Here is a 24,070-nt window from a genome sequence, read left to right on the forward strand (position 1 = left end):
CAGTACCCGGAGTACGGCATGCGCATGACGTACGTCATACGGCCCTGGCTGACGTACGGCACTACACCCGCCCCTGCCCGCCCGAGCAGGCTGGCGGTATGGGAAACGCACTGGAACTCAGGGCCGTCACCAAGACGTACGGCCCGGTCAAGGCGCTCGGCGGCGTCGATCTGGTCGTCGGCGAGGGCGAGACGGTGGCGGTGCTCGGCCCGAACGGGGCGGGCAAGAGCACACTGCTGTCCATCGCGCTCGGCCTGCGCGCCCCCGCCTCGGGCACGGCCAGGGTGCTGGGCCGCGCGCCGCTGGAGGCGTTGCGCGCGGGCCGGGTCGGGGTGCTGCCGCAGGAGTCCGGCCTGCTGGACGACGTGCGGGTGGGGGAGCTGGTGGCGGCGGTCGCCGGGATGTACCCGGACCCGTTGACACCGGAGCTGGCGATGCGGGCCGCGGGCATCGAGCCGATCGCCGCGCGGCGCGTCGGGCAACTGTCCGGCGGGCAACGGCAGCGGGTCAGGTTCGCGCTGTGCGTGGTCGGCGACCCCGACCTGCTGGTGCTGGACGAGCCGACCGTCGGCCTGGACGTGGAGGGCCGCCGCGCCCTGTGGCACGAGGTACGCGCCAGGACCGCGCGCGGCCGTACCGCCGTCTTCGCCACCCACTACCTCACCGAGGCCGACGACTACGCCGACCGGGTCGTCCTGCTGGCCGGGGGCGAGGTCGTCGCGGACGGCTCCGTGGCCACCGTCAAGTCGCTGGTCGGCGGCAGCGAGGTGCGCTGCGTGCTCGGCGCGGCGGACCCGGCCGAGCTGGAGATCCTGCCCGGGGTGCGGCAGGTGAGCGTCGAGGGCCGGGCGGTGTCGCTGCGCACGAACGACTCCGACGCGACGCTGCGGGCCCTGTTCGCGAGGTACGACGACGTCAGCGACGTGCGCGTCGAGAGCACGGATCTGGAGAGCGCATTCGTGAGCCTGACGGGAGGACGGGGCTGATGGGGTTGTACCTGAGGCTGACGGGAGGACGGTACTGATGGGGTCGTACCTGAGGCTGGAGCTGATGCGCGGCTTCCGCAACCCGGTGGGTCTGGTGATGCTGACCGTGTTCCCGCTGGGGCTCTACCTGGTGTGGACGAAGGTGCTGCCGCCGGGGCAGGGGGACGGCTTCGCCGCGTACTCGATGGTGTCGATGGCCACGTACGGCGCGATGGGCGGCGCGCTGTTCATCGGGGGCGCCATCGCGCTGGAGCGCGGCAAGGGCTGGCTCGACCAGCTCGCGGTGACGCCGTTGCCCGCGCACGGCTACGTGGTGGCCAAGCTGCTGAGCGGCGCGGCGACGGTTCTGCCCAGCATCGTCGTGGTCCTCGCCGGCGGGGCGGTGTTGTCCGGCGTACGCCTGCCGCTCGCCACCTGGCCGGCCCTGGTGGTGCTGATCTGGCTGGGCGTGCTGCCGTTCGCGGCGCTGGGCGTCGCCTTCGGCTACAGCATGAAGGGGCCGACCGCGACCCTGGCCATGATGATCGTCTACTTCTGCCTGTCGATCCTGGGCGGGCTGTGGCTGCCGGTGGAGTCGATGCCGGAGGTGATGCGGACGCTGGCCGAGTACAGCCCGGCCTACCAGGCGGGTTCGCTGGGGTGGCGGGCGCTGGACGGGCTGGCGCCGACGGGGACCTCGCTGGCCGTGCTGGCCGCGTGGACGCTGCTCTTCTGCGCATTGGCCGCGTGGCGTTACCGTCGGGCAGTGTGACGGTTGCTGGAATGAGGCCGGTGCGCGACCTCGACGCGGGCGGAGGCTTGGTGCGCGATCCCGACGCGGGTGCGGGTTGGGTGCGCGAGCTCGGCGTGGGCAGGAGCAGGACGGTGGCCCGCGCCGGGTCCTGCGCCTGGCTGCTGCTGATCTGCTGGCCGCTGTGGTCGTTCCTCGGCTCCGGCCCCGCGCCCCTGCTCGTGGCGGTGACGCTGGGCGCGGTGGCGGTGTTCGCGACCTGCTGGTTGCTGATCATGTGGCGGATGCTGAGCGGCCGGGCCCTCGCGCCCCGGCCGTGGGCGCTGGCGGGGCTGGTGGTGGCGGGGCTGGCGCTGCTGCCCCTGTTCGGGGTGCCGTGGGCGTACACGTCGTTCGTGTTCGCGATCAGCGCGTTCGCCGCGTCCCTGCCCACCCCGGCCTTCGTCGCGGCGGCGGCCGCGACCGCGGCCCTGGAGGTGCTGGTCCTGCTGGCCGGCGACGTGCCACTCAGCCAGGTCTGGTGGGTGCCGCTCGTCGTCGCGGCCCAGACCGGGGCGGTGTACGCGATGAAGAGCATGGGCCTGCTGCTCGCCCGCCTGAACGCCGCCCGCGCCGAGGTGGCCAGGCTGGCCGTGGAGAACGAACGGCTGCGCTTCGCCAGAGACCTGCACGACACCCTCGGGCACACGCTGACCTCGATCACCATCAGGAGCCAGCTCGCCGCCCGCCTCGCCGCCGCCGACCCCGGCCGGGCCGCCGAGGAGATGACGGAGGTGGAGGTGGCCTCGCGGCGGGCGCTGGACGAGGTGCGGCACGCGATCGCGGGATTTCGGGCGCCGTCGTTGTCGGAGGAGCTGGAGACGGCGTCGCGGATCCTGGGGGTGGCCGGGATCGAGCTGACGGTCTCTCCCGCCGACGGCCCCATCCCCGCCGCCGCCGAGACTCTCCTGGCCTGGTCCGTACGGGAGGCCGCCACGAACGTCCTGCGCCACAGCCGCGCCCGTCACTGCTGGATCGACCTCCTGGTGAACGCCACGTCGGCTGCCCTGGAGGTCCGCGACGACGGCCGCCCCACACCCCCCGCCGACGACGGGACCGGTAACGGGGTCGGCAATGGGACCGGCAATGGGACCGGCAATGGGACCGGCAACGGGACCGGCAACGGGACCGGCAACGGGACCGGTAACGGGCTGGCCGGGCTCGCCGAGCGGCTCGGCGACGCCGGTGGGCGGCTGGAGGTCGGCACGCTGCCCGGCGGCGGCTACCGGCTGCACGCGCAGGTGCCCCTGGAGGCGCCGTGATCCGGGTGCTGATCGCCGACGACCAGGATCTCGTCAGGGGCGGTCTGGCCGCGCTGCTCGGCCTGGAGGACGACATCGAGGTCGTGGCCGAGGTGGGCCGGGGTGACGAGGTGGCGGCGGCGACGCTCCAGCACGGCCCCGATGTGATCCTGCTCGACATCGAGATGCCCGGCATGTCCGGACTGGAGGTGGCCGAGCGGCTGCGCGACCAGCGGGTGATCATCGTGACCACGTTCGGCAGGCCCGGCTACCTCAACAGGGCCCTGGAGGCGGGCGTGGCCGGGTACGTGGTGAAGGACGCCCCGGCCGCCGAACTGGCCGAGGCCGTGCGCAGGGTGATGGCGGGGGAGCGCGTCATCGACCCCAAGCTGGCCGTGACGGCGCTGACCACCGGCCCAAGCCCTCTCACCCAGCGGGAGGCCGAGGTCCTGCGCGTCGCCGCGGGCGAGCCCACGGTGGCCGCCATCGCCCGGCGCCTCTACCTGACCGAGGGCACCGTGCGCAACTACCTGTCCTCGGCCATCGGCAAGACGGGCGCCCGCAACCGGGCGGAGGCCGTACGGGTGGCGGAATCGCGCGGCTGGCTCTAGCCGCCGGGGGTCAGTGGGCCATGAGGTGCGGGCCCGCGGCCCCCGGGGCGTACCGGAGGCGCTTCTCCAGGCAGACCATGGCCCCGTGCTCGCGCCTGTTGGTGAAACGGATGTCGTCGGCGAGCGCCCGCATGATCTGCAGCCCTCGTCCGTACTCGGCGCCCGGCTCGGGGTCGAGCACCTTGTTCGGGTCGAAACCGTTGCCGGTGTCGACCACCTTGATGACGCACAGGTGATCGTGGACCGCCGCGCTCACCGTGTAGTCGTCGCTGGGCGCGGCGTGCTTGATCACGTTCGAGCACGCCTCGGTGAGCATCAGCTCGATGTCGTCGCGGATCTGTGGTTCGACGCCGAGCGACCGCAGCGTGCCGTCCAGCATCTGCCTGATCAGCGGGACGCTCGCCGCATCCCTGGGCAGTCGGAGCGCCATCGTCGCCTCCACTGCGCCTCCCTCCCGTTGGATGCGTGCGAAGCTCCTGCCCACAATGGCGTCCGGCAATCGTCCCTTTAAAGCTCGGAGGCCCGAAACCCGGATGGTTCGAGCAGCCGGTAGGCCACTTCCAGGCACGCCTTGTGGATCTCCTCGTCGGAGAGCTCACCCTCCTTCATCAGCCACTTTCCCGCGTGCAGGGCGAACAGCGCCAGCGCCTGGCTGACGCGGTCGGCGGGGGTGGCGCCCGGCTCGCTGATCTCCGTGGTGAGCTCCATCATCCGCTCGCGGATCTTGATCAGCGTGGGGTGGTCGCGCAGCGCGGTCTGGTTGCGCTCCAGGAACCTGGCGATCCCGAGATTGCGGGTGGCGCGGACGCTCTCGGCGTACCGCTCGACGAGCTCGCGGCGCATCTGCGGGGTCTTCGGCCGGCTCCTGACCCATTCGAGCAGCTTCTCCAGGTCGTCCAGGCGCATCTCGACCAGGCTCGCCACGATGTCATCCTTGTTCTTGAAATGGTAGTAGAGGGCCGCCTTCGTCACCCCGAGCTCCTCGGCGATCTCGCGCAGCGAGGTCGCCTCGTATCCTTGCTCGGTGAAGAGCCTCAGCGCGATCTCCTGGATCCGGGTTCGCGTGTCTTCCCGCACTTCACACCTTTTCGACTTGACGGCCGGTAAGTGAGTATCTCCTGCATTCTACGGTTCGCGCACGAGGGAAAATGAGAGGCGGCCGGCCGGAGGTTTGTGGACAATCCTCCTCATGCACTCCATCAGCCGGCCGAACGCGGACGACGCCGTGGCCATCCACGAGCTCGTCTCGGCGTGCAACGTCGCCGCCATCGGGACACCGGACGCGACGCTCGGCGACATCGCCGACGAGCTCGCCGAGCCCGGCTTCGACCCCGGCAGGGACGGCTGGCTGGCACATGACGCCGACGGCCGGCTGAACGGGTGGGCCTGGGCGTTCCGCAACGGTGACAGCGACCTGGTGGACGTGGAGGTGATCGTCCGCCCCGGCGTGAGCGGCCTGGCGGAGGAGCTGTGGCCGGCCGTGTTCGCCCGCGCGGCCGAGCTGGGCGCCGAGCGCGGCCACGACGCGGTCACCCTGCACGCCGGCGTCTACCGCGGCGACCACGCCAAGCAGGCCAAGGTGAAGGAGCTGGGCTTCGAGCCGGGAACCAGCTTCCACCGCATGCGCATCGACCACGACGGCCCGATCGAGCCGCCCGCCGCGCCGCCGGGACTCATGCTGCGCACGGGGGAGAGCGAGGAGGTCCGGCGCGAGGCGCACCGCGTGCACCAGGAGGGGTTCGCCGAGCACTTCGGCTTCGTCAAGGTCGGCTACGAGCACTGGTACGAGCGCCGCCAGGCGATGAGCGTGACCGACTGGGGCCAGCTCGCGCTGGCCCGGCTCGACGGGCGGCCGGCCGCGCTGGCGATCGGCAGCGACCAGTTCCTGAGCGACGAGGGCTGCGGGTACGTCGCCACGCTGGCCGTGCTGCCCGAGTTCCGGGGGAGGGGGCTCGGGCGGTTCCTGCTGCGGCACGCGTTCGCCGCCGACGCCGCCCGCGGGCGCAAGGGCACGATCCTGCACGTCGACTCCAACAACACCACCCCGGCACTCGGGCTGTACGAGTCGGCCGGGATGCGCCAGGTCATGGCCATCGACGTCTGGCAGCGCCGCCGCTGAGCCGCCTCTGAGCCGCCGCTGTGTCGTCTCTGGGCCGCCGCCGGCCTTCCTTCAGTTCAGACGCGGTCAGTTCAGACGCGGTCAGTTCAGACGCGGTCAGTTCAGACGCGGTCAGTTCAGACGAGGTCAGTTCGGACGCGGTGCCGGGACAGGTGCTCCAGCACCGACTGGTTGGCCTCCCAGCCGTCCGGGAACTTCACCGGCACCCCGAGCTGCACCGGCTCCGCTGACGGGTGGGCGTCCAGCAGTTCGGCGATGCCCGCCCTGGCCACCACCACGCACGCGTGCCGGTGCCGCGACGCCAGCACGCACAGCCGCCCCGACTCCAGGTGGAAGGCCGTGGCGTCCCTGCGGCCCGACAGCGGATGCAGCACGATCGTCACGTCGTACTCGCGGCCCTGCAGCCGGTTGGCGGTGTCCACGGTGATCTCCGGCGGCAGGCCCGCGGCCCTGATGGCGGCAACCTGGTCCCGGTGCGCCGCCCCGACCGCGATCCGGTCCGCCGTCACCGGCCGCTCGCCCTGCTCCGAGCCCGCCACCGCGCCGCGCTGCAGCAGCCGCTCGGCCAGCAGCGCCACCGCGCGGACGGCCTCCCCGTCGGTGCGGACCGTGTGCCGGTTCGGCAGCTCCAGCAGCGCCCACCCCGACCTGGCCGCCTCCTCCAGCGCCCGGTCGTGCACCGTGCCCATGCCGCCGGTCGCCAGCTCCAGCCACCGGTCCCCGTGATCGGTGCCGGACCGGAACCCGGTGAACGGGTAGAACGCCCGCGACACCACCGGCGCCGCCGACGCGGGCAGCCGCCACGACACCGGCAGCCGGTGCACGGGCAGGTCCGGGTTGTGCCGCAGCAACACCGACACGGCGCTCTGCAGCGGGTCCCACGACAGCCCCGACCAGCGGTCGCCGTCGACGATCGAGAACGGGTCGAGCTGCCCGGGATCCCCGACGAACAACGCCCGCTCGAACAGCCCCGCGATCCGCAGCAACTTGTCCGAGCGCATCTGGTATGCCTCGTCCACGATCGCCCACGGCCACACCCGGCCGGCGATCCACGCCCATTTGTCGGCCGTGGCGATGACGATGTCGGGGTCGCCCAGGTCCTGGATCCGGGTGCCGACCCGGACACCGGGCAACTCCAGCATGCGCAGCGGCGGCACGTACCCGCCGGCCGACAGGCGGCCGACGGTCAGGTGCGGATGCTTGTCGCAGATCCTGGCCACCAGGTCGTCGACCTGCTCGTTCGTCTGGGCCACGATCATCAGCGGCTCGCCGGTGGCGGCGATGTGGGCCGCGGCGCGCACCACGAGGGTGGACTTGCCCGCCCCCGGCGGGGAGTCGACCACCACGCCTCGGTGGCGGGGCAGGTCGGCGAGCACGGCTCTGATGACCTGCTCGGGGGTGCCGGTCACGACCACTCCTCCTGTGCGTCCTCATCGTCGGGCACGTACTCCTGCGGCGGCCCTCCGTGCGTCCACGGTGTGGCCTCGGCGTCGGGCAGCACGGGCGAGCCCTGGAAGTCGTCGGTCAGCGAGGTGTAGCAGACCCGCTCGCCGACCTCGGGGACCGCGCCGGGGGCGGGCGTCTTTCCCCTGCCCATGCCTTTGGTGATCTTGAGGGTGACGAGTCCCTGGCCCGCCTCCACCAGTTCGGCGCCCTGGCCGCGGCGCTGCGGGGTGCCGAGTGAGGCGCGGGGCGGCAGGCGTACCGGGTCGTCGGTCTTGATCACCACCAGCGGGCGGAGCTTGCGTGAGCGGCCCTCGCCCTCGGTGTTGTCGGGGACCGTCTCGACCACCTCGCCCGCGAACGCCTCGCCGGTCAGCCGGAACTCGGCCATGACCAGGGGGTCGTCGTAGGCGCGCTGCACGTCGTACGCGGCCTGGGCGCGCTCCATGCGGGCCAGCTTGGCCGCGGCGGCGATCGCGCCGTCGCGCCGGGCCTGCGGCGGCGCGCCCTCCGCGATGTGCACCGCCATGCCGCTGAAGGAGCCGCGGTCCTGCTCCCACCGCTGCGTCACGCTCGGGCCCGCAGGCAGGGCGGCGAGCAGGTCGATCGCCTGCCACATGAGCCGCCAGGTGGGCTCGACCTGGGTGCGCAGCGCCTCGGTGATGCGCTCCGCCGACCCGCTCTCGATCGCCGGGGCGAGCACCTCGGAGTCGAAGCCGGGATCGGTCGCGGGCCCGGCGGGCGGCCAGATCAGCGGGTCCTCGGCCTCGTCGCTCGGCCCCGCGGTGATCCAGCCGAGCAGCGCGGCCAGGTTCGCGTCCTCCAGCGAGCTCTGACCGCTGGCCCAGTGCCGGCCCAGCTCCTCGGTCGCGGCCAGCGTCAGCGACGAACCCGGGTAGGCCGCCCGCTCCGCGAAATACGTCAGCCACCGCCCGAGCAGCGGCACCGCCTCCGGCACCGGATAGGGCCCGTCGGCGCGGCGGAAGCGGGTCGAACGGCCGAGCAGCCGGGTGAAGGACACACCAGGCAGGTTCGGGACGACGATCTGCGGCGCGTCGAGCGCCCGCTCGTAGGGGTCGGCGTTCTTGCGCTCGACGGTCTCGGTGTCGTTCAGGAAGCTCTCGACGTACGGGAGCAGCACCCCGGCCAGCTCGGCGGCCCACGCGAAACGCAGGTCGCGGTTGCGCGGCTGGGTCACCACCAGCAGGCGCGGCCGGTCGCGGTCGGTGCCGAGCAGCGCGGCCAGCGGCGCGGCGGCCTCACCCGACAGCTTGAGCGGGATGAACACCATCGGCCGGTCCGACAGATGGCAGTGCCTGACGGTCGCGACGGGCTGCGCGATGCCCTCGTCCAGGGCCCGCAGCCGGGCGAGCGAGGTCAGCAGGCTCATGTCGGGCTTCTCCGCGGTGTCGGCAGGCTCACGTCAGGCACTCCCTGCGCAGGCGTTCGGCGTTGCGGAGCAGCCGCGCGATCTCCTCCTGCCCCTCGGCGGGGTCGCGGGCGGCGTCGGCCAGGCCCAGCGCCTCCGCCACCGAGGCGACCCCGCCCAGCTCGTCGCGCACCTGCCGGCCGAGCTGGTCGGAGGCGCCCTCCTGGCGGGCCTCGTCGCGGCAGAAGAAGCACATGTCGCACGTGGACAGGCAGTCGGGCGCGTAGCGGGCAGTCGTCCTGCGCAGCGCGTCGGCCAGCTCGGCGACCGGCCTGGTGGCCCGGCCGTCCTCGTCGGGCCGCAGGTCGAAGGTGAGGTCTTCGGGCAGCCCTTCGAGCAGCCGGTCGAGCGTGGTCATGCGGGTGAGCTGGCGGCGCAGGACGGCGAGCTGCTTGCGTACGTCGACCAGGGTCGCGACCGGGTGGTTGGCGAAGTTCTCCGGGCAGACCAGCACCACGTCGTGGGAGACCTTCGCGGGGTCGTGGCCCAGCTCCTCCAGCAGCGTGCGCAGCGCCAGCACGTAGACGGCCGCCTGCCGGGCCGCGGCCGCCACCGCCGACGGCTCGGCCTGCCCGTCGATCACCGCGAAAGACTTGATCTCCACGATGTGGAAGCGCCCGCCGAGCTGGAAGGCCACCACGTCCGGCTCCAGGTAGGCGGTGTGACCGGCGATCTCCAGGCTGAGCAGCGGATGGTCGTAGAGAGTGCCCGCGTCGTGGCCCTCGGCCGCCGCCCGGTCGATCAGCGCCCTGGTGTGGGCGTGGCGCAGGTGGGCGCCGACGTTCTCCACGTCGTGGTAGGACGCCTCGGCGATCGGCAGGCCGAGCAGCTCGCGCAACATGCGCAGCAGCTCCGCGCAGCCGTCGGCCTTGACCAGCGCCTCGAACATGTTGCCGCGCGTGATCGCGAACGGCGACTGCCCGAACGGCGCGGGGAACCCCAGGTGCCGGGCGGCGCTGTCCTTGTCGATGCCGGCGCCGTCCATGAGGGCCCGCCGTGTGCACCCAGGGTTCGCGGCCAGGGCCGCGATGGCGCGGGCGTCGTGCGGCTGCTGCGGCGTGGTGCCGCGCAGGGCCTCCAGCCGGTGCACGTGGTCGCCTTCGCGCTTCAAGCCGCTCACTTGGTCGTCTCCTTCTTGATCGTGCTCAGCGTAGCGGCGCCGAACAGGCGCGCGGCGTCACCGAGCTGCGCGGCGGCGCGTTCTGCCAGCTCGGCGCGATCCCGCGTGTCGCGATCTTCGTGTACGCGCAGCTCCGCGCGGGCCGCCTCGGCCACCCGCGCGGGATCGGGCGGGCCCAGCGTGCCGTCGCTCGCGCCCGGGATGTTCCTGGCCATCCTGAGGAGTAACCGGGAGGCCCGCTCATCGCCCGTCTCGTCGCCCGTCTCGTTCTCGGCGATCGCGATGGCGCAGGCCAGGAAGTCGACGCGGGGGCTGAGCGGGCCGACCACGCGCCGCTCGGGCGGCCAGGTGCTGAGCGTGAGCAGGCCGCGGGCGGGGGAGAGGCGGTCGGTGAGCGCGGCGCACAGATAGTACGGCCGCCCGAACGGCGAGGACCTGAACGAGCGCTCCTCGTCCCTGCGCAGGCTGGTGAGCTGGCTGCTGCGGATCGTGCCGCCGAAGAACGCGTCGCTGACGGCCACGATCAGCCTCGGCTGGGCGGCGGCGCCGAGAAGCCGCAGCCCCTGGTGCACCTGCTCGCGCACGGTGACCATGCGCGGCGGCTCCTGGGCGGCCTTCGGCTGCCGGCCGCTCACGAGGGCGTCCCAGGCGCGCTCGGCGCTGCGCAACTCGGCCCGCAGGATCCGGGCGGCGCCGCCGTCCCTGACCCGCATCGCCTTGCGCACCCCGGCCCGCAGCTCGTCGATCCGCCGTTCGAGATCGTCCAGCTGGTCACTCATGGCGCGAGCGTACCAACAGTCCCAGCATTTTCCAGTAAATTTGCCGACATCGTGGCGATTATGTGATCTACAGCGTAAAGGGGCGGGCTCGGGTCAGTCCGGGACGGCGAGCACCCACATGCGGTTCTCGGTGAGGAAGCGCTCCAGCCTCAGCCCCTCCGCCGCCAGGTCGGCGGCGAGGTCGGCGTCGGTGAGCCGCTTGGAGGAGAACGACTGCGTCCACACCTTGTCCTGCCCGTACGTGTAGCGCATGGTCGCCTCGAAGACCCCCGGCGTCACCTCGTCGACCGCCACCATCGTGATCGAGATGCCGTCGTCCTCGCGCCCCGTGCCCGCGCGCCACTGGTCGTGCGCCTCGGGGGGCATCCACTGGATCAGCACCGAGCCCGCCGGCTTGACGTGCCGGGCGCAGGCTGCCAGCAGTTCGCGGCGGGACGGGTCGTGCACGGTGTTGACAAGCTGGGAGGCCAGCGTGACCGTGTCGAAGCGCTCGCCGAGCCGCAAGTCCTGGACCTGGGCCAGCACCGTGCGGGCGCCGCGCACCTCGGCGAGCATCTCGGGGGACTCGTCCACGGCCACCACCTCGAAGCCGAGATCGAGCAGCGGATGCGTCACCCGGCCGACGCCCGCGCCCAGCTCAAGGACGGAGCCACCGGGCGGGGTCACCTCGGCGACGATCTCAGGCTCGCCGTTGGGCTTGAGGTGGGTGTAGAAGTCGACAGGGGATCCGTCAGGGGTGATGGCGCCGGGGCCTGTGCCGGTATTTTTCATGTTCTGACGCTAACTCCTTGATCACCAATGCGGGCGCGAGTGACGGAGGAGACTGCCCACCGCGACGCGGGAGGCCCATGCTGGCGGCATGACTCTTCGATTAAGGACGCTCGCCCGGCGGCTGGGAGCCGTGATCCTCGCGCTGTCCACGGCAGGGGCCCTGGCGAGCCCGGCCGCCGCCCAGGACGGCGGGCTCGACCGGCAGGCGCTGCGCCAGAGCCTCGACGCCGTGCGCGACGCGGGCATGTACGGCATCTACTCCAACGTCGTGGACGGCCGGCAGAGCTGGAAGGGCGCCTCCGGCGTCGCCGACGTCGAGACCAGCCGCCCGATGCGCGCCGACATGGTGCACCGGGCCGGCAGCATCACCAAGACCTTCACCTCGGTGGCCGTCCTGCAGCAGGCCGGCCGCGGCACGATCGAACTCGACGCCCCCATCGGCCGCTACCTGCCCGGCCTGGTGCCGGGCGAGCGCGGGCAGCGGATCACCGTGCGCATGCTCCTCAACCACACCAGTCACATCGCCGACTACGACACCCTGGTCTTCACCTCGGCCGAGACGCTGGAGGCCTACCGCTTCCGCACGTTCGCCCCGGAGGAACTGGTGAACCTGGCGCTCGCGGCCCCTGCGACGGGTGAGCCTGGGACGGCGGGCACGTACTCCAACACGAACTACATCCTCCTGGGCCTGCTGCTGAAGCGGGTGACGGGCGTGAGCCCCGAGCGGTACATCACCGACAACGTGATCCGCAGGGCAGGGCTGCGGCACACCTCGTTCCCGCGGACACCGTTCATTCCCGGCCCGCACTCCAAGGCCTACGAGTCGTTGTTCGGGCTCATCGACCCGCCCAAGGACTTCAGCGTCTACAACCCCTCCGTGATGGGGATGGCGGGCTCCATCGTCTCGACGATGGAGGACCTCAACCGGTTCTACCGGGCGCTGCTGCGCGGCGAACTGCTCGGCGCCGGCCTGCTCGCCGAGATGCGGAAGACCGCGAGCGTGGACGGCGCCGCGTACGGCCTGGGGATCTTCCCCGTCGATCTGCCGTGCGGCCGGTTCTGGGGGCACAACGGAGGCGTCTTCGGCATGGCCACGTTCTCATTCTCCAGCCCTGACGGCGGCCGTCAGCTCTCCTTCGGTTACAACCTCACGGGCTACCAGCGGCTGGACGAGAACGGCGTCCCCGTGCCGAGCCCGATCGACGCGGCGGTGCTCCAGCACCTCCTGGTGGCGCTGTGCGGGCCGGGTACCGCGCGGACGTCCACGCTGGACGGGATCATGATGAGACCGCGTCAGCCGGGAGTCGTCGCGGGCTGGTAGCGCGGCTGCCACATCGCGTCCTGCACCTGCTGGACCGGATTGTCCAGCTCCACCCGTGCCAGGTCCTCCTTGGCCGCCGCGACACGACCGTGCCCAGCCCCACGCCTGGGTACAGCAGGGCGTTGTTGGCCTGGGCGATCGCGTGGTCCACGCCGTCGTGCGGGATCGGGTCGAACGGCACCCCGGTCGCCGACCTCTCCGGCCGGGCGGGCGTAGGGCTGCTGGAAGTCGCGCAGCTCGTGCAGGTCGTCGGTCAGCAGGCCCGGCTTGTCCACCGCCCAGATCCGGCGCGTGGCCTCCTCCCGGTCCAGGCCGTCGCGGACCATCGCGTCCCGCAGCTGGTCGGCGATGCCGATCCCGGCCGTGCCCGCGCCGAAGATCACGACGCGCTGCTCGCGCAGGGGTGTGCCGGAGACGCGGACGGCGCCGAGCATGGCCGCCAGCACGATCGCGCCGGTGCCCTGCATGTCGTCGTTGAAGGTGGGGAGGTGGCCGGTGTACTTCAGCAGGATGCGCCGGGCGTTCGACGGGCCGAAGTCGCGGCTGTAGGTCTTGATCACCTGGATCAGCCCGTCCAGGCCCAGGCCGGCCCGCTCCTCCTTGCTGAACGCGGTGTCCTTGTTCAGCAGCGGGTCTTCCAGCGCGGCCGGTGTGTGGTGCCTCATGCGGTCCTGGCTTCCCGGCCCTGAGCATGGAAAACCTCTCCGGCGCGCCGGGGGCGGCGCCGGGAGGAACCCGGCTTACGTTGGAGACATGCAGGCAGAGACCCGATACCTGCCGATCGGGGAGCACGGGCTGATCGGTGACCTGAGGACGGTCGCGCTCGTCGGCACCAACGGCACGATCGACTGGTACTGCTGCCCGCGCTTCGACTCGCCCAGCGTCTTCGCCTCGATCCTGGACGCCGACCGGGGCGGCTCGTTCGAGCTGCGCGCCGACACCCCGGCGACGACCAAGCAGTTCTACTTCCCCGACACCAACGTGCTCATCACCCGCTTCTTCGCGGTGGACGGGGTGGGGGAGATCCAGGACTTCATGCCGATCTCGCACGACCCCCGCGAGGCCGACCGGCACCGGCTGATCCGCCGGGTCACCTGCGTACGCGGCACGCTCCCGTTCCGCGCCCGCGTGGCGCCCCGCTTCGACTACGCCAGGCAGGAGCACACCGTCAGCCAGGAAGGATCGCGCACCACCTTCGAGTCGCGCGAGCTGTCACTGGCCCTGTCGGCCAGCGTGCCCGTGGAGACCGACGGGCGCGACGCGTGGAGCTCGTTCGAGCTGCGCGAGGGGGAGCACGTGGTGTTCGCCCTCGACCGGATCGGCGCCGGGATCACGCCGCGCGGCTGCGCGATCGAGGAGGCGGAGGAGCAGTTCGCCGACACCGTGCGGTTCTGGCGCAAATGGTTGTCCGCCTCCCGCTACCGGGGCCGCTGGCGGGAGGTCGTGCACCGCTCCGCGCTGACGCTGAAGCTGCTCACGTACGCCCCCACCGGCGGAATCGTCGCCGCCCCCACGACCAGCCTGCCCGAGCGGCTCGGCGGCGGCCGCAACTGGGACTACCGCTACGTCTGGGTACGCGACGCCGCGTTCTGCGTCTACGCCCTGCTCAGGCTCGGTTTCACGGAGGAGGCCGAGGCGTTCATGGGCTTCCTGTCCGATCACGTCCCGCTCGGCGGCGACGGCCTCAACGGGCCCTTGCAGATCATGTACGGCATCGACGGCCGCGCCGACCTGCCGGAGTCCGAGCTGCTCCACCTGGAGGGCCACCGCGGGTCCGCCCCGGTACGCGTGGGCAACGCCGCCGCGGGACAGCTCCAGCTCGACATCTACGGAGCGCTCATCGACTCCGTCTACCTCTACAACAAATGGGGCGATCCCATCTCCAGCGACCGCTGGGACGAGGTCTCCACGCTGGTGAACTGGGTCTGCGACAACTGGGACCAACCGGACGAGGGCATCTGGGAGACCCGCGGCGGGCGCAAGAACTTCGTCTACTCGCGGCTGATGTGCTGGGTGGCCATCGAACGCGCCATGCGCATGGCCAACCAGCGCGGCCTGCCCGCCGATATCCCGCGCTGGCGGGCGGCCCGCGACACGATCTACCGCGACGTCATGCGGAACGGCTGGTCGGAGCGGCTGGGGGCGTTCATCCAGCACTACGGGGAGGACGTGCTGGACGCCTCGATCCTGATGATGCCGCTGGCCAAGTTCGTCTCGCCGACCGACCCCAAGTGGCTGTCCACACTGGACGCGCTGGGGAGCGGGCTGGTGTCCGACTCGCTGGTGTACCGCTACGACCCCGAGGTCAGCCCTGACGGCCTGGAGGGGCCCGAGGGCACGTTCTCGATCTGCTCGTTCTGGTACGTCGAGGCCCTCGCCCGTGCCGGGCGCGTCGACGAGGCCCGCCTGGCCTTCGAGAAGATGCTCACCTACGCCAACCACCTGGGCCTGTACGCCGAGGAGATCGGCCACACGGGGGAACAACTCGGCAACTTCCCCCAGGCCATCACCCACCTCGCCCTCATCAGCGCCGCCTTCAACCTCGACCACGCCCTCGGCTGATCCCGTATCCGGCTCCCTGCAAGAGACCTTTGCCGAAGTGCGGTACGGATTTGGATAATCGCAGGTCAGCCTGGCTATTCTGACGAGATGGGGCCATTCGCACCACAGGTGGAAGAAGGACATGGCCGCTCCTGACAACATCGCGGTCGCCGTGATCGACGTCGAAGGCATCGTGATCGGCTGGACGCGGGCCGCGGAGGAGCTGTCCGGATACCGGGCCGCCGACATCCTCGGCCGTTCGGGCACGATCCTCCAGCTGCCCGGCGACAACAAGCTCTGGACCGGCCACCTGGCGGACCAGGAGCGCTGGTCGGGCCTGGCCGAGCTGCGGCACCGCGGCGGCGAGCGCCTCCTCGTACGCGTCGAAGGCTCCAGGCTGGGCACCGCGGAGGCCGGCGACGCCTGGCTCCTGGCGATCACGCCGGCGGCGGCGGACCTGGCCGGGGGTACGGGCTCGGTGCTGGAGTCGCTCATCAGCCGTTTCCCCGTCGCAATGGCCATCTGGGACCGCGACCTGCGCTGCGTCTGGCTGAACACCGAGGCGGAACGCCTGAACGGCGTCTTCCCCCACTACCGCATCGGCCTGTCCCTGTCGGAGCCCATTGCGGACATCGACACCCGGGCCGCCCAGGAGGCGATGCGGCGGGTGATCTCCGACGGCGAACCCATGATCGACCGCGAGGCCCGCTGGAGCGCCGCCGACCACAGCGAGGCACGTACCCTGTCCACCTCCCTGTTCCGCCTGGAAGGCGTGGACGGCCGCCCGCTGGGCGTGTGCTCGCTGGCCCTGGACATCAGCGACAGCCGGGCCCGCCTGGCCCTGCTGCGCGAGGCCAGCATCCGGATCGGCAGCACCCTCGACGTCAGGCAGACCGCGCAGGAGGTGGCCGACCTGGCCGTGCCTGCGCTCGCCGACTTCGTCACCGTCGACCTCGCCGAGTCGGTCCTGCCCGAGGAGGAGCCCCTGCAACGGCTGGCCGCCACGGACGTGAGCATCCCCGTGTTCCGCCGGGCGGGCATGGCCTCGATCCATGACGGGACCCCCGAGTCGCTCTGGCCCCGCGGGCAGCCGGTGTTCGTGCCGCCGTCATCGCCGTTCACCAAGGTGCTGTCCACCAGGCGATCCCATTTCGAGCCCGTGCTGGACACCTCGCCAGGCACCTGGCTCGACAAGGACCCGGACCGGGCGCGGATCATCCACGGCACCGGGATGCACACACTGATCATCGTCCCGCTGCTGGCCCGCGGCGAGATGCTGGGCGTCACCGTGTTCGTGCGCAACGAGAATCCGGTGCCGTTCACCCACGACGACCTGCTGCTCGCCGAAGAGCTGGTCGCCCGCGCCGCGCTGAGCCTGGACAACGCCCGCCGGTACACCCGCGAGCGCACCGCCGCGCTCGCCCTGCAGCGCGACCTGCTGCCGCGCAACCTGTCCGGCGGCGCCGCCCTCGACGTGGCCTCGCGCTACCTGCCCTCCGACCGCCACGAGGGCGTCGGCGGCGACTGGTTCGACGTGATCAGGCTGCGCGACTCCCGGGTCGCCCTGGTGGTCGGCGACGTGACCGGGCACGGCATCAACGCCGCCGCGACGATGGGCCGCCTGCGCACCGCCGTGCGCACACTGGCGTACGTGGGCCTGCCGCCCGACGAGCTGCTCGCCCAGCTCGACGATCTCGTCGTACGGCTGGCGGAGGAGGACGACCACTGCGGCCAGCCCTTCGACGCCGCGGGCGCCACCTGCCTGTACGCCGTCTACGACCCGGCCACCCGGCACTGCGCGATGGCCGGGGCCGGGCACCCGCCGCCCGCGCTCGTGGACCCGTCGGGCGCGGTCACCTTCCCCCTTCTGCCCAGCGGCACCCCGATCGGCCTCGGCCTGGGCTCCTTCCAGGCCCTCGACGTCGAACTCGCGGCCGGCACCGTGATCGCCCTCTACACCGACGGCCTGATCGAGACCCGCCAGGCCGACCTCGGGGCGGGCATGGACCGGCTCGGGGCCGCGCTGTCACGGGCCGCGCCTGCGCTGGACAACCTGTGCGCCTCGGTGGTCCGCGCCATGGTGGGCGACACGCCCGAGGACGACGTCGCCCTCCTGCTGGCCCGCGTGCTCGCCTAGTCGCTCCCGGTCACGAAGCTCTGGATGGCGACGACCGCGCCCCCCCGGGCCCACTGGCGGAAGTCGTCCGCCTCGATCAGCACCTCGACCGAGCCGGGCACGTCGCGCCGGTTCGCGGTGAGGGACAGGCCGAGCTCCTCCTTGCCGATGCGGGCCAGCTCCACCCCCTCGCCCGCCAGCACCACCGTCTTGACCATGGAGACGGTCGCGACGTGCGCGATGAGCCGGCCGAGGGCGGCCGCGGCCTCGCGGACCACGCCGAGGCACACCCGGTCGCCGTTCGCGGCCAGCCGGATGACCTCCTCGTAGGTGACCGTCCTGCGCAGCCCCTGCCCGGCGCCCGCCTCGATGGACCAGATCGACAGGTACGCGGCGGCGCACCCCCGGTGGCCCTCTGGGCACATGGGGCCGCCGGGGCTCAGGATCAAGTGGGCGAACATCCCCAGATCGGCCTCCGTGGCGGCCACCAGATGATCGTGCATGATGAGCGCGTACCCGATGCCCGCGCCGATCGTGACGAGCGCGAAGTCGCGCAGCCCGCGACCCGGCCCGAACCAGTGGTGCTGGTGGGCCAGCGCCGCCACATCGTTCTTGACCACGCACGGCACCCCGAGCTCCCGCTCCATCAGCGGCTTGAGCTCCACCTGCCACCAGCCCAGGTACGGCGCGTCCACCAGCGGCTCGCCGCCGACCTGCGCGGAGGCGCGGGCGTTGCCGCCGACCGTGACGCCGGCCGCGACAGTCACGCCGGCGCCACCCGACGGGCCGCCGGACAGCTCGTCGAGCAGCCGTTTGGCCTGGCGGCAGACGGCGTCGGGGCTGTGGTCGGCGATGGGCTCGTCGCGGGCCGCGATGATCTCGGCGCGCAGGTCGGTGACGACGGCGTGCACCCGGCCGGCGGTCAGCTTGAGCCCGAGGAAGCGGTGCTCGCCGGCGGCCACGTCGAGGGGGCGGGTGGGACGGCCGTTGACGGGGTCGTGCACCACCTCGCCCTCGACCAGCAGCCCGGCGTCCACCATCGGCTTGGTCAGCCGGGTCAGGCTGCCGGTCGACAGGTGCAAGGTCTTGGCCAGCGCGGTCCTGGACTGCGGGCCGTGGATGATCAGCTCCTTGACGATGGAGCGCGCGGCGTCGGGCAAGGCGTCCCACATGCCGCCCCATCTTCGGGGCCCAACGGCCATCTACGCCAGCCTCCCTTTCTTGGCTTCGCGGCAAAGCTAACATGTCGCTCGCGTTACGCCTCTCGCACATAACAGCTGTGAAATCTCTGCACAAGTAGTGACATGAACCTCACTTGTTCCTTAAGTTGGCTTTCCTGCAAAGCCAACTCCCCGCTTTGCGTGGAAGGAGACGCGGATGCGTATCAGAGGGGTCTCCGGCTCGATCGCGGCGCTGGGCCTGGCCGGGCTCCTGGCCGCCTGCTCATCGGGCACGAGTGGCACGGCCAGCGCCCCGGCGGCCGAAACCGGGCCGGTCACGCTGCAGTTCTGGTGCTGGGGCGCGGGTCAGAAGGACAAGGTCGCGGCCTTCAACAAGACCCACCCGGACATCCAGGTGCACCACACCGACGCCGGCGGCGGCACGGACACCGCGACCAAGCTGGTCACGGCCAGCCGGGCGGGCAACGCCCCCGACGCCGCGTGCCTGGAGTACCAGACGCTCCCCGCCATGATCGTGGCCGGCGCGCTGGGCGACATCTCCGCGCAGACCGCCGACATCAAGGACGCCTTCAGCCCCGAGGTGTGGTCGCTGACCAGCTTCGACGGCGCCGTGTACGGCGTGCCGCAGGACGTCGGGCCGATGGTCTTCGTCTACAACAGGAAACGTTTCGAAGAGCTGAAGATCGAGGTCCCCGCCACGTGGGAGGACTTCGCCACGACCGCCGCCGACGTGCGCAAGAAGGACCCCGAGGCCTACCTGGCCACGTTCGCCCCCGCCGAGTTCGGCAACTTCGCCGGGCTGGCGCAGCAGGCCGGCGCGTCCTGGTGGAAGGTGCAGGACACGACGTGGAGCGTGGGCATCGCCGACGCGCCCTCCCTGCAGGTGGCCGGCTTCTGGCAGGGCCTCATCGACAAGGACCTGGTCAAGGCCGAGCCGCTGCTCACCCCCGAGTGGAACAGCCGGCTCAACAAGGGCAAGATCCTGAGCTGGCCGAGCGCCCTGTGGGGCCCCGGCGTGTTGTACGGGATCGCGGAGAAGCAGGCCGGCGACTGGGCCATCGCGCCGCTGCCGCAGTGGACCAAGGGCGACGCCCGGGTGGCCTTCCAGGGCGGCAGCGCCATCGCCGTCACCAAGAACTCCAAGCACGCCCAGGCCGCGGCCACGTTCGCCAAGTGGATGAACACCGAGAAGACCGCCTACGAGATCCAGATCGCCGCCGGCGAGTATCCCGCGTCGGTGGCCGGCCAGCAGGCGGCCGCCGCCAGTGAGCCGCCCAAGCTGGTGTCCACGCAGAAGGACTACTGGGACGTCGCGACCAAGGCCGCCCAGAGCACGATCCCGCACCTGAGCTGGGGCCCGAACGTCAGCACCGCCCAGAGCGCCTTCGAGGACGTCGTGGGCGCCGCCGTCCGCGACAAGACCCCGCTGGCCGAGGCGCTGAAGAAGACGCAGCAGGTCGTGGTGGACGACATGAAGTCCACGGGCTTCAAGGTCGCCGGTCCGTGACCGCCGCCACCGGCGCCCGCCGCGGGTCGCGGGCGCCGTACCTGTTCGTCGCCCCCGCCGTGCTGCTCTTCCTGGCCTTCCTGGCCGTCCCCATCGGGTACGCCGTCTACCTCAGCGCCCGTGGCCTGCGGCTGAGCGGCAAGGGCATCTTCGGCACGCGCGAGGAGGTCTTCGTCGGGCTCGACAACTACGTCAAGACGCTGACCGACCCCGAGTTCCTGGCCGGGTTCGGCAGGCTCGCCCTCTACGGGCTGATCAGCGTGCCGCTGACGCTCGGGCTGGCGCTGCTGTTCGCGCTGCTCCTGGACTTCGCGGGCTCGCGCGGGCGCCGGTTCTCGCGTACGGCGATCTTCCTGCCGTACGCCATCCCCGGCGTGACGGCCTCCCTCCTGTGGGGCTTCATGTACCTGCCCTCGACCAGCCCCTTCAGCCACATCACCCGCGAACTGGGGCTCGGCGCCATCCCGTTCCTGGACGGGGGAGCGATCTACCCGTCACTGGCCAACGTCGCGGTGTGGGGCGGCGTCGGCTTCAACATGATCATCATCTTCACGTCCCTGCGCGGCATCCCGTCCGAGTTGTCCGACGCCGCCCGCATCGACGGCGCCTCGGAATGGCGGATCGCCTGGCACGTCAAGATCCCGCTGGTGGCGCCCGCACTCGTGCTCACCGGGCTGTTCGCCCTCATCGGCACCCTTCAGGTGTACGGCGAGCCGACCACGCTCAAGCCGATGACCCCGGAGATCTCCCAGTCGTGGGTGCCGCTGATGCAGATCTACCGCGACGCCTTCGTCCGCGACGACCTGTCGCTCGCCTCGGCCTCCTCCGTCATCCTGGCCGTCGGCACCCTCGTCGTCTCCGTGGTGCTGCTGAAGATCACGCAGCGGCGGGCGTACGGAGGGATGCAGTGAAACCTCACCTGCTGCCGCACCAGCGGGCCAAGATCCTGCCCACCCTCGTCCTGCTCGTCGGCGCGCTCTACTGCCTGGTGCCCGTGGTCTGGGTGATCACGGCCTCCACCAAGTCGAGCGCCGACCTGTTCTCCACCTTCTCCTTCGCACCGGGGACGGGGCTGCTGGACAACCTGCGCGACCTGTTCGCCTACGGCGACGGCCAGTTCGTGCGCTGGGCCGCCAACAGCGCTCTCTACGCGGTCGTGGGCTCGGCCGCCTCCACCCTGATCTCGACGCTGGCCGGGTACGCCATGGCCAAGTACGAGTTCCGCGGGCGCGGCGCGCTGTTCTACGCCATCCTGGCCGGCGTGCTCGTGCCCGGCATGACGCTGGCCGTCCCGCAGTACCTGATCATGTCGGAGCTGAACCTCGTCGGCAGCTACTGGTCGGTCCTGCTGCCGGGCCTCATCTCGCCGTTCGGCATCTACCTGGCCCGCGTCTACGCCCTCTCCTCGGTGCCCGACGCCACCCTGGAGGCGGCCAGGATCGACGGGGCGAGCGAATATCGCATCTTCGGCGCCATCGGGCTGCCCATGATGCTCCCCGGCATGGTGACGATCTTCATGCTGCAGTTCGTGGGGACGTGGAACAACTTCCTGCTGCCGTACATCATGCTCTCGGACGAGTCCAAGTTCCCGATCACCGTGGGCCTGTACACGCTGCTGTTCAAGGGCTCCTCCGAGCCCGCCATGTACAGCCTGGCCATCGTCGGCGCGGCAGTGTCGGTGATCCCGCTCGTCGCGCTGCTGCTGTTCCTGCAGCGCTTCTGGCGGCTGGATCTGCTCAGCGGAGGCTTGAAGGGCTGACGTGAACGAGGTTCGGTTCCTCCTTGAACGGCGGCGGATTCGGGCGGATCCTGGTCACTAGTCCGATCATCCCGACGTCGACAAGGCCCTGCCCGGCTCGCGAGTGCGGCGCGTGCCGGCCCCGGCGCGGGCGCCGCGCTGCCCACCGGTCGGCCCGCCGTCCCGCGCGCAAAGGAGAAACCAGATGAGAACGGGAGTATGGCTGATCGGGGCACGGGGCTCGGTCGCCGTCACCAGCATGGTCGGGGCGCTCGCCATCCGGGCCGGCCTCACGGGGCCGGCCGGGTGCGTCCTGGAGACGCCCGCCCTGCGCGACCGGATCCGGCCCGGCATCGGCGACCTCGTCTTCGGCGGCCACGACATCACCACCGTCCCCCTGGACAAGAAGGCCGCCCAGCTCGCCGAGGCCGGGGTCGTCCCCGCCGCCCTGGCGCGGGCCGTACAGGGGGAGTTACTCGCGCTCGACCAGCACGTACGCCCGCTGCCCGCCGCCGCCACCCAGGCCGAGACGGCCCAGGCCATCGGCGCCGACCTTCACAGCTTCCGCCGCCACCACTCCCTCGACCGCGTGGTCGTGGTCAACGTCTCCTCCACCGAACCCCTCCCCCCACCCCACCCCGCCCACGCTCATCTCGACGCGCTGGGGCCCGCGCTCACGGGCCCCGACCCGGTCCTGCCGCCCAGCTCGCTGGCCGCCTACGCCGCCCTGCTCGCCGGCTGCCCGTACGTCGACTTCACCCCCTCGACCGGCGCCCGGATGCCCGCCCTGGACGCCCTCGCCCGCGCGCAGGGGCTGCCGTACGCCGGCCATGACGGCAAGACGGGCGAAACCCTCGTCAAGTCGGTGCTCGCCCCGATGTTCGCCCAGCGCAACCTGACGGTACGCACCTGGTCCGGCGTCAACCTGCTCGGCGGCGGTGACGGCGCCAACCTCGCCCGCCCGGGCGCCAACGCCGCCAAGGCCGCCAGCAAACAACGCGTCCTGTCCGAGACCCTCGGCTACGCGCCGCAGGGCGAGACCCGCATCGACTACCTGGAGGATCTCGGCGACTTCAAGACCGCCTGGGACCTGGTCACGTTCGAGGGCTTCCTGGGGACCGGGATGCGCATGGAGTTCACCTGGCACGGCTGCGACTCGGCGCTCGCCGCGCCCCTGATCCTCGACCTCACCCGCCTCACCGCCGCCGCCCATCACGCCGGCCGGACGGGGCCGCTGACCGAGCTGGCCTTCTTCTTCAAGGACCCTCTGGGCGAGGTCCCGCACGGACTGGCCGACCAATGGCGATCACTGTGCGACCTGGTCACCGCCCTCACCCCCGGGACCACCCCGTGAACCCCACCCCCCGCCCCGCCCGACTACCACCCACAGCCCACACCTCATGCCCCAACCCCACCACCTTGCGCGCCTCATGCCCCCACCCCAACCCCACCACCTTGCGCGCCGAGTGGCGCCGACCCGGCCTCAGCGCCACGCACGGCACGTGGCGGCGAAGCACCATGTGCGGCTCATGGCCCCGCCCTCGCCTCAGCACCATGTGCGGCTCATGGCCCCGCCCTCGCCTCAGCGCCTTGCGCGGCTCATGGCGCCGACCTGGGCTTAGTGCCTTGCGCACCGCGTGGCGGTCACCCGGCTTCGGTGCTCTACGTGCCGCGTGGGCGGGCGTGGCGATGGCCGGGCAAGCCGGCGTCGCCGTACAGGATGGTCGGAAGGGCGAGAGAGAGGCATGTCCGTGACGGCGCTTCGAGATCTGATCGAACTCGTCCGGGCCCCGGCGGCGCTGTCGGTCCCCGGCGACGTGCTCGCGGGCGCCGCCGCCGGGCGGGCGATCGGCGGCCGGACGCTCGGCCTGGCCTGCTCCTCGATCTGCCTGTACTGGGCCGGTATGGCCGCCAACGACTGGGCCGACCGCCACCTCGACGCCATCGAACGCCCCGAACGCCCCATCCCCTCGGGACGGGTGCCCCCGGGCACGGCCCTGGCCGTGGCGGCCGGGCTCACCGTCGCGGGCGTGGCCATGGCCGGCCTCACCGGAGGCCGCCGATCCCTGACGGTCGCCGCACCCCTGGCCGCCGCCATCTGGACCTACGACCTGGCCGCCAAGAACACCCCCGCAGGCCCCTTGACCATGGCCATCTGCCGCGCCCTCGACGTCCTGCTCGGCGCCACCCCCAGCCACTCACCCGCCGCCACGGCGCTGTTCTCGGCGCTGCCCGCCGCTCTCAGCGTCGCCGCCCACACGTACCTGCTCACCGCCCTGTCCCGGGACGAGACGTCCGGCACCACCCGAGGCACCCCCGCCACGACCCTGGCCGGCACCATCGCCCTGGCCGTCACCACCGCCCTCCAGCCCGCGCTCCGGCCCGCCACCCCGCCCGC

Annotated in this window: 22 protein-coding genes and 1 pseudogene; 13 read left to right on the forward strand and 10 right to left on the reverse strand. The window is 71.9% G+C overall.

Going from position 1 to position 24,070, the window contains the following annotated elements:
• The first annotated feature begins 98 nt into the window (after window positions 1-98).
• The 4 genes from ACFPZ3_RS39255 to ACFPZ3_RS39270 are packed head-to-tail and all read left to right on the forward strand — an operon-like array spanning window position 99 to window position 3,607.
• Window positions 99-986: an ABC transporter ATP-binding protein gene (locus ACFPZ3_RS39255; RefSeq protein ID WP_379519428.1), complete on the forward strand. Its 888-nt coding sequence runs from the start codon at window positions 99-101 to the stop codon at window positions 984-986.
• Window positions 987-1,023: 37 nt separating this feature from the next.
• Window positions 1,024-1,737 (forward strand): ABC transporter permease, encoded by a 714-nt coding sequence (locus ACFPZ3_RS39260; protein ID WP_379519429.1) that lies wholly within the window; start codon window positions 1,024-1,026, stop codon window positions 1,735-1,737.
• A gap of 11 nt (window positions 1,738-1,748) precedes the next feature.
• Complete coding sequence (locus ACFPZ3_RS39265) at window positions 1,749-3,017, forward strand: sensor histidine kinase (protein ID WP_379519430.1); 1,269 nt, start codon at window positions 1,749-1,751, stop codon at window positions 3,015-3,017.
• A complete protein-coding gene (locus ACFPZ3_RS39270) occupies window positions 3,014-3,607 on the forward strand; it encodes a response regulator (protein ID WP_379519431.1) in 594 nt (197 codons plus the stop codon). The genes ACFPZ3_RS39265 and ACFPZ3_RS39270 overlap by 4 nt, the downstream gene beginning before the upstream one ends.
• Before the next feature lie 10 nt (window positions 3,608-3,617).
• On the opposite strand, the gene ACFPZ3_RS39275 is transcribed toward ACFPZ3_RS39270, so the two are convergent.
• Both ACFPZ3_RS39275 and ACFPZ3_RS39280 read right to left on the reverse strand, forming a co-directional pair.
• Window positions 3,618-4,037 (reverse strand): ATP-binding protein, encoded by a 420-nt coding sequence (locus ACFPZ3_RS39275; protein WP_379519432.1) that lies wholly within the window; start codon window positions 4,035-4,037, stop codon window positions 3,618-3,620.
• A 77-nt stretch (window positions 4,038-4,114) separates the two neighbouring features.
• Entirely contained in the window at window positions 4,115-4,684 is a 570-nt protein-coding gene (locus ACFPZ3_RS39280; RefSeq protein ID WP_379519433.1) for a TetR/AcrR family transcriptional regulator, read from the reverse strand.
• Window positions 4,685-4,796: 112 nt separating this feature from the next.
• Between ACFPZ3_RS39280 and ACFPZ3_RS39285 the strand changes: the two genes are divergently transcribed.
• Window positions 4,797-5,726, forward strand: coding sequence for a GNAT family N-acetyltransferase (locus ACFPZ3_RS39285; protein ID WP_379519434.1), 930 nt, complete (start codon window positions 4,797-4,799; stop codon window positions 5,724-5,726).
• A 116-nt stretch (window positions 5,727-5,842) separates the two neighbouring features.
• Here ACFPZ3_RS39285 and ACFPZ3_RS39290 read toward each other — a convergent pair whose 3' ends face one another.
• From ACFPZ3_RS39290 to ACFPZ3_RS39310, 5 genes are all read right to left on the reverse strand, one after another.
• The gene (locus tag ACFPZ3_RS39290; RefSeq protein ID WP_379519435.1) at window positions 5,843-7,135 is read right to left on the reverse strand and encodes an AAA family ATPase; all 1,293 of its coding nucleotides are present in this window, start codon (window positions 7,133-7,135) and stop codon (window positions 5,843-5,845) included.
• A complete protein-coding gene (locus ACFPZ3_RS39295) occupies window positions 7,132-8,559 on the reverse strand; it encodes a hypothetical protein (RefSeq protein WP_379519436.1) in 1,428 nt (475 codons plus the stop codon). Before ACFPZ3_RS39295 ends, ACFPZ3_RS39290 begins: the two co-directional genes overlap by 4 nt.
• Before the next feature lie 28 nt (window positions 8,560-8,587).
• Entirely contained in the window at window positions 8,588-9,718 is a 1,131-nt protein-coding gene (locus ACFPZ3_RS39300) for a hypothetical protein (RefSeq protein WP_379519437.1), read from the reverse strand.
• Window positions 9,715-10,497 (reverse strand): hypothetical protein, encoded by a 783-nt coding sequence (locus ACFPZ3_RS39305; RefSeq protein ID WP_379519438.1) that lies wholly within the window; start codon window positions 10,495-10,497, stop codon window positions 9,715-9,717. Before ACFPZ3_RS39305 ends, ACFPZ3_RS39300 begins: the two co-directional genes overlap by 4 nt.
• A 93-nt stretch (window positions 10,498-10,590) precedes the next feature.
• A complete protein-coding gene (locus ACFPZ3_RS39310; protein WP_379519439.1) occupies window positions 10,591-11,268 on the reverse strand; it encodes a class I SAM-dependent methyltransferase in 678 nt (225 codons plus the stop codon).
• A gap of 88 nt (window positions 11,269-11,356) precedes the next feature.
• On the opposite strand from ACFPZ3_RS39310, the gene ACFPZ3_RS39315 reads away from it, so the two are divergent.
• Window positions 11,357-12,589 carry a serine hydrolase domain-containing protein gene (locus ACFPZ3_RS39315; protein WP_379519440.1) on the forward strand — a complete coding sequence of 411 codons (1,233 nt, stop codon included), beginning with the start codon at window positions 11,357-11,359 and terminating at the stop codon, window positions 12,587-12,589.
• Here ACFPZ3_RS39315 and ACFPZ3_RS39320 read toward each other — a convergent pair.
• Complete coding sequence (locus ACFPZ3_RS39320) at window positions 12,546-12,770, reverse strand: malic enzyme-like NAD(P)-binding protein (protein WP_379519451.1); 225 nt, start codon at window positions 12,768-12,770, stop codon at window positions 12,546-12,548. The genes ACFPZ3_RS39315 and ACFPZ3_RS39320 overlap by 44 nt on opposite strands.
• A gap of 16 nt (window positions 12,771-12,786) precedes the next feature.
• Window positions 12,787-13,254, reverse strand: a pseudogene (locus tag ACFPZ3_RS39325) (malic enzyme-like NAD(P)-binding protein); the annotation flags it as partial.
• A gap of 88 nt (window positions 13,255-13,342) precedes the next feature.
• On the opposite strand from ACFPZ3_RS39325, the gene ACFPZ3_RS39330 reads away from it, so the two are divergent.
• Window positions 13,343-15,151: a glycoside hydrolase family 15 protein gene (locus ACFPZ3_RS39330; RefSeq protein ID WP_379519441.1), complete on the forward strand. Its 1,809-nt coding sequence runs from the start codon at window positions 13,343-13,345 to the stop codon at window positions 15,149-15,151.
• 121 nt (window positions 15,152-15,272) lie between these two features.
• A complete protein-coding gene (locus ACFPZ3_RS39335) occupies window positions 15,273-17,267 on the forward strand; it encodes a SpoIIE family protein phosphatase (RefSeq protein WP_379519442.1) in 1,995 nt (664 codons plus the stop codon).
• Here ACFPZ3_RS39335 and ACFPZ3_RS39340 read toward each other — a convergent pair.
• Window positions 17,264-18,418, reverse strand: a complete 1,155-nt coding sequence (locus ACFPZ3_RS39340; protein WP_379519443.1) for an ROK family protein — start codon at window positions 18,416-18,418, stop codon at window positions 17,264-17,266. The genes ACFPZ3_RS39335 and ACFPZ3_RS39340 overlap by 4 nt on opposite strands.
• 205 nt (window positions 18,419-18,623) lie before the next feature.
• Between ACFPZ3_RS39340 and ACFPZ3_RS39345 the strand changes: the two genes are divergently transcribed.
• The 5 genes from ACFPZ3_RS39345 to ACFPZ3_RS39365 form a co-directional block, all read left to right on the forward strand.
• Window positions 18,624-19,934 (forward strand): ABC transporter substrate-binding protein, encoded by a 1,311-nt coding sequence (locus ACFPZ3_RS39345; RefSeq protein WP_379519444.1) that lies wholly within the window; start codon window positions 18,624-18,626, stop codon window positions 19,932-19,934.
• A complete protein-coding gene (locus ACFPZ3_RS39350) occupies window positions 19,931-20,845 on the forward strand; it encodes a carbohydrate ABC transporter permease (protein WP_379519445.1) in 915 nt (304 codons plus the stop codon). The genes ACFPZ3_RS39345 and ACFPZ3_RS39350 overlap by 4 nt, the downstream gene beginning before the upstream one ends.
• Window positions 20,842-21,693, forward strand: coding sequence for a carbohydrate ABC transporter permease (locus ACFPZ3_RS39355; protein WP_379519446.1), 852 nt, complete (start codon window positions 20,842-20,844; stop codon window positions 21,691-21,693). The genes ACFPZ3_RS39350 and ACFPZ3_RS39355 overlap by 4 nt, the downstream gene beginning before the upstream one ends.
• 184 nt (window positions 21,694-21,877) lie before the next feature.
• Window positions 21,878-23,026: an inositol-3-phosphate synthase gene (locus ACFPZ3_RS39360; RefSeq protein ID WP_379519447.1), complete on the forward strand. Its 1,149-nt coding sequence runs from the start codon at window positions 21,878-21,880 to the stop codon at window positions 23,024-23,026.
• A 397-nt stretch (window positions 23,027-23,423) separates the two neighbouring features.
• The coding region (locus tag ACFPZ3_RS39365) for an SCO3242 family prenyltransferase (protein ID WP_379519448.1) at window positions 23,424-24,070 on the forward strand (647 nt) is incomplete at its 3' end.

Source organism: Nonomuraea insulae (assembly GCF_042656245.1).